Annotated in this window: 2 protein-coding genes; one reads left to right on the forward strand and one right to left on the reverse strand. The window is 69.4% G+C overall.

From position 1 onward, the window contains the following. Positions 1–1,384, forward strand: a 1,384-nt coding sequence (guaB, locus tag VOI19_RS17855; protein ID WP_323794294.1) for an IMP dehydrogenase, incomplete at its 5' end; no start/stop codon positions are given. Between the two features lie 28 nt (positions 1,385–1,412). On the opposite strand, the gene VOI19_RS17860 is transcribed toward guaB, so the two are convergent. Next, the coding region (locus tag VOI19_RS17860; RefSeq protein WP_323794295.1) for a hypothetical protein at positions 1,413–2,628 on the reverse strand (1,216 nt) is incomplete at its 5' end.

A 2,628-nucleotide genomic window follows, 5' to 3' on the forward strand; every position in this document is an offset into this window, starting at 1 on the left:
GATCACGCTGAACGTGCCGCTGATCAGCGCCGCGATGGACACCGTCACCGAGTCGCGGATGGCGATCGCGATGGCGCGCGAGGGCGGCATCGGCGTGCTGCACCGCAACCTGTCGATCGAGGACCAGGCCTACCAGGTCGACCTGGTCAAGCGCACCCAGACCGGCATCATCTCCAACCCCGTCACGATCACCCCCGACCGCACGCTGGAGGACCTCGACCGCATCTGCGGCGAGTACCGCGTCTCGGGCCTTCCGGTCGTCGACGACGACAACCTGCTGATCGGCATCATCACCAACCGCGACCTGCGGTTCACCCCGGTCGCCGAGTGGCCGACCACCAAGGTCGACGAGGTGATGACGCCGATGCCGCTGATCACCGGCCCGATCGGCATCTCGCGCGACGACGCCACTGCCCTGCTGCGCGCGCACAAGCGTGAGCGCCTGCCGCTGGTCGACGCCGACGGTCGCCTCGGTGGACTGATCACCGTCAAGGACTTCGTGAAGTCCGAGCAGTTCCCGCTCGCCTCCAACGACGCCGACGGGCGCCTCATGGTCGGCGCCGCCATCGGCTACTTCGGCGACGCCTGGCAGCGCGCCACCACACTCATCGAGGCCGGGGTCGACGTCCTGGTCGCCGACACCGCCCACGGCAACGTGCGGATGCTGCTCGAGATGGTCGAGCGTCTCAAGACCGACCCCGCCACCAGGCACGTCCAGGTGATCGGCGGCAACGTCGCCACCCGTGAGGGCGCACAGGCCTTCGTCGACGCCGGCGCCGACGCGGTGAAGGTGGGGGTCGGGCCCGGCTCGATCTGCACGACCCGCATCGTCACCGGGGTGGGCGTCCCGCAGATCACGGCCGTCTACGAGGCCTCGCTGGCCTGCAAGCCGGCCGGCGTCCCGGTCATCGCCGACGGCGGCATGAGGCACTCCGGTGAGATCGCCAAGGCGCTCGTCGCCGGTGCCGACACCGTCATGCTCGGCTCGCTGCTCGCCGGCTGCGAGGAGTCGCCGGGCGACCTGGTCTTCGTCAACGGCAAGCAGTTCAAGGCCTACCGCGGCATGGGCTCCCTGGGTGCCATGTCGAGCCGCAGCAAGAAGTCCTACTCCAAGGACCGCTACTTCCAGGCCGAGGTCACCAGCGACGACCAGCTCGTCCCCGAGGGCATCGAGGGTCAGGTGGCCTATCGCGGTCCGCTCTCGGCGGTCTCCCACCAGCTCATCGGTGGCCTGAGCCAGTCGATGTTCTACACCGGTTCGCGCACCGTGGCCGACCTCCAGGAGAAGGGCCGCTTCGTGCGCATCACGTCGGCCTCCCTGGCCGAGAGCCACCCGCACGGCGTCCAGATGACCGTCGAGGCGCCCAACTACGCAGGTCGCTGACCCAGCGCGGCTCGGTCCGCGCGGCTCGTCAGAGGTACGGCGTCAGGAGACGCTCGAGAAAGTCTCGGTCGTCGAGGTCGCGAGCGGTCGAGGGCCGCTCGAGCGGGGGTTGCTCGGGACCGGCCTCGCCAAGGACCTCGAGGACCCGGGCCGACACCGAGACGGATTCGAGCGCTCGCTCGTCGTCCAGCATCACGCTGGCGCGAGTCGCCACCCGGTAGAGGTCAGGGTCGAGGTCGGCTGCGCGCTCCAGCTGCTCGGCAGTGATGGGGTGATCCTCGGGCAGCTCCACGTTCGGCACGTTGCTCGGCAGGCGACGGCCCTCGAGTCCGGCCCGCAGCTGGGCGGAGTTGACCGAGTCGCTTCTCGCGCACTCGCGGTAGTGCGGCAGCAATGCACGATGCCGCCACTCCTCGAAGGCGAGGGCCCGGTCCGAGGGATCGGTGTGGTCGCAGAGTGCATCAGTCAGGCGCCCTGCACTCATCAGGCCCATCGAGACCCCGCGACCACGGGTCGGGTTGGTGATCGCAAGGGCGTCGCCCACCTGGTGCAGGCCGAGCACGAGCGGCTGCTCGTCCTTCACCAGCGTCCGCACGCGGTTGTCGAAAGCGCCGAGACAGAACACCGTTGAGGTCGGACGCAGTGCTTCGCGCCACCCGTCGAAGGCGGGGTTGGCGCTCAGGATCGCCTCGAAGGCTTCTTCGTGGCGCAGCGCCTTGAGGACCGGGTCACGGTCGTGGGCCGCCAGCGCGACGACGGCGGTGTCGCCATCGCCGAGGAACAAGTGCTGGTTGTGGCAGGTGAAGCCCCAGATGTCGGCAAACCCGACGTTGAGCGGTTGCTTCTCGCCGACGACGCGGTAGTGCCGTGAGTAGTAGCGCGCGATGCAGGGGTCGGTGCGCTCCGGTTGGACGATCCCGAGGTCGCGCAGCCACCCGGTCACGGGTGAGCGACGCCCGGCGGCGTCGACGACTACGTCGGTAGGGACGGTGGAGCCGTCGGAGAGGACCAGGCCGGTCACGGTGGGAACCGTTGCTTCGTCGTCCACCAGCACACCTGTCGCCGGTGTCGTGACCACGCGCAGGTCGGCCCGGTCGCAGGCTCGAGCCAGCACCTGGTCGAACACGTGACGACGTGACTGCACGGCAGTCAGGTCGTCGTCGCCCTCGCGCCCACCGTCGTAGAGATGCGCCGGCGACATCTGCTCGAGTCCGACGACGTGGACGCCTCTGGCCACGAGGTCG

The organism is Nocardioides sp. (assembly GCF_034670285.1).
Lineage (GTDB): Bacteria > Actinomycetota > Actinomycetes > Propionibacteriales > Nocardioidaceae > Nocardioides.